A 3,570-nucleotide genomic window follows, 5' to 3' on the forward strand; every position below is an offset into this window, starting at 1 on the left:
GGTCCTGAGACAACAGGACCGGGTGGCGCAGCCTTTGGGGTGTGTCGTTCCGGGACTTGTGTTTCTGGTTTCCTGGCTGCACCGAGCGCACGTATCGGCCCTTAGGGGTTGTGTGTGGGGTGTGTGGTACGGGGTTGTTGTTTGAGAACTACATAGTGGACGCGAGCATCTTTTATAAGAAGCAATTTCCAAGAATATGAACCTGGATCTGATCCTGTGCCCTTTGGGTGTGGGGTTGGTTTTCATGGTTCTCTCGAAAATTAGCGTTTTTGATCTTTTGTGGTCAAGTTTTTAAGAGCACACGGTGGATGCCTTGGCATTAGGAGCCGAAGAAGGACGTAGGAATCTGCGATAAGCCTGGGGGAGTCGATAACCGGACTGTGATCCCAGGGTGTCCGAATGGGGAAACCCCGCCAGGGGCGCGAGTCACCTGGTGACCCGCATCTGAACACATAGGGTGCGTGGAGGGAACGCGGGGAAGTGAAACATCTCAGTACCCGCAGGAAGAGAAAACAATAGTGATTCCGTCAGTAGTGGCGAGCGAACGCGGATCAGGCTAAACCGTTCCATGTGTGATAGCCGGCGGGCGTTGCATGGTCGGGGTTGTGGGACTTCCCATTCTGTCTCTGCCGGGGCAGTGGGGTGAGTAGTACAGGCATAGGTGAACGGTCTTGAAAGGCCGGCCAGAGAGGGTGTGAGCCCCGTAACCGAAATGTTGTGTACCGCCCGGTGAAGTATCCCAAGTAGCACGGGGCCCGAGAAATCCCGTGCGAATCTGTCAGGACCACCTGATAAGCCTAAATACTCCCTAATGACCGATAGCGGACCAGTACCGTGAGGGAAAGGTGAAAAGTACCCCGGGAGGGGAGTGAAACAGTACCTGAAACCGTGTGCTTACAATCCGTCGGAGCCATCGCAGCTTGCTGTGTTGTGGTGACGGCGTGCCTTTTGAAGAATGAGCCTGCGAGTTAGTGTTACGTCGCGAGGTTAACCCGTGTGGGGAAGCCGTAGCGAAAGCGAGTCTGAATAGGGCGTTGCAGTGGCGTGATCTAGACCCGAAGCGAAGTGATCTACCCATGGCCAGGTTGAAGCGACGGTAAGACGTCGTGGAGGACCGAACCCACTTCAGTTGAAAATGGAGGGGATGAGCTGTGGGTAGGGGTGAAAGGCCAATCAAACTTCGTGATAGCTGGTTCTCCCCGAAATGCATTTAGGTGCAGCGTTGCGTGTTTCTTACCGGAGGTAGAGCTACTGGATGGCTAATGGGCCCTACAAGGTTACTGACGTCAGCCAAACTCCGAATGCCGGTAAGTGAGAGCGCAGCAGTGAGACTGTGGGGGATAAGCTTCATAGTCGAGAGGGAAACAGCCCAGACCACCAACTAAGGCCCCTAAGCGTGTGCTAAGTGGGAAAGGATGTGGAGTTGCGAAGACAACCAGGAGGTTGGCTTAGAAGCAGCCATCCTTAAAAGAGTGCGTAATAGCTCACTGGTCAAGTGATTCCGCGCCGACAATGTAGCGGGGCTCAAGTACACCGCCGAAGTTGTGGATTTCAGACATTAGCCAAGCCCTTGTGGTTCAGGCGTCTGGAGTGGTAGGGGAGCGTCGTGTGGGCAGTGAAGTCGCGGTGTAAACCAGCGGTGGAGCCTACACGAGTGAGAATGCAGGCATGAGTAGCGAAAGACGGGTGAGAAACCCGTCCGCCGAATGATCAAGGGTTCCAGGGTCAAGCTAATCTGCCCTGGGTAAGTCGGGACCTAAGGCGAGGCCGACAGGCGTAGTCGATGGACAACGGGTTGATATTCCCGTACCGGCGAAAAACCGCCCATGCTGAACAGGGGATACTAACCGCCCGAAACCTGCCCGATCGCCCTTGTGGTGTGAGGGTTTTGGTGGAGCGCGGGACCTGATCCTGGGAGGCAAGCGTATTAACAGGTGTGACGCAGGAAGGTAGCCGAGCCGGGCGATGGTTGTCCCGGTCTAAGGATGTAGGGCGAACGGTAGGCAAATCCGCCGTTCATGATGCCTGAGATCCGATGGGACTCCCGTAAGGGGGGATTCGGTGATCCTATGCTGCCGAGAAAAGCATCGACGCGAGGTTTTAGCCGCCCGTACCCCAAACCGACACAGGTGATCAGGTAGAGAATACTAAGGCGATCGAGAGAATTATGGTTAAGGAACTCGGCAAAATGCCCCCGTAACTTCGGGAGAAGGGGGGCCCCCATCGTGATGGACACTAGCTGTCCGGAGCGTGCAGGGGCCGCAGAGACCAGGGGGAAGCGACTGTTTACTAAAAACACAGGTCCGTGCGAAGTCGCAAGACGATGTATACGGACTGACTCCTGCCCGGTGCTGGAAGGTTAAGAGGACCGGTTAGCCGCAAGGCGAAGCTGAGAATTTAAGCCCCAGTAAACGGCGGTGGTAACTATAACCATCCTAAGGTAGCGAAATTCCTTGTCGGGTAAGTTCCGACCTGCACGAATGGAGTAACGACTTCCCCGCTGTCTCAACCATAAACTCGGCGAAATTGCAGTACGAGTAAAGATGCTCGTTACGCGCAGCAGGACGGAAAGACCCCGAGACCTTTACTATAGTTTGGTATTGGTGTTCGGAGTGGCTTGTGTAGGATAGGTGGGAGACGTTGAAGCCCGGACGCCAGTTCGGGTGGAGTCATCGTTGAAATACCACTCTGGTCACTTTGGACATCTAACTTCGGCCCGTAATCCGGGTCAGGGACAGTGCCTGATGGGTAGTTTAACTGGGGCGGTTGCCTCCTAAAAAGTAACGGAGGCGCCCAAAGGTTCCCTCAGCCTGGTTGGCAATCAGGTGTCGAGTGTAAGTGCACAAGGGAGCTTGACTGTGAGAGAGACATCTCGAGCAGGGACGAAAGTCGGGACTAGTGATCCGGCGGTACATTGTGGAATGGCCGTCGCTCAACGGATAAAAGGTACCTCGGGGATAACAGGCTGATCTTGCCCAAGAGTCCATATCGACGGCATGGTTTGGCACCTCGATGTCGGCTCGTCGCATCCTGGGGCTGGAGTAGGTCCCAAGGGTTGGGCTGTTCGCCCATTAAAGCGGTACGCGAGCTGGGTTTAGAACGTCGTGAGACAGTTCGGTCCCTATCCGCTGCGCGCGCAGGAAATTTGAGAAGGGCTGTCCTTAGTACGAGAGGACCGGGACGGACGAACCTCTGGTGTGTCAGTTGTACTGCCAAGTGCACCGCTGATTAGCTACGTTCGGATGGGATAACCGCTGAAAGCATCTAAGCGGGAAGCTCGCTTCGAGATGAGATTTCCATACACCTTGTGTGTGAGAGGCCCCCAGCCAGACCACTGGGTTGATAGGCCGGATGTGGAAGCGAGGACTAACGACTCGTGAAGCTGACCGGTACTAATAGGCCGATAACTTACACCACACACCACCTGGACAAACCAATCCTTCAAAAGAGGTTTGCCCGCCAAGGGTGGTACAAAGATAACAAGACTGCTTGCGTCCACTATGTGGTTCCCAACCAACAAACCCGTCACGGGAACGTTGCTTGAGAACACAACACAATAACAACACCACA

General features: G+C 54.9%; 1 rRNA gene. It reads left to right on the plus strand.

From position 1 onward, the window contains the following. Positions 1–281: 281 nt before the first annotated feature. A 23S ribosomal RNA gene (locus AC6EUH_RS18210) occupies positions 282–3,417 on the plus strand. Positions 3,418–3,570: the final 153 nt, after the last annotated feature.

It is taken from the genome of Arthrobacter sp. 001422645 (assembly GCF_059816125.1).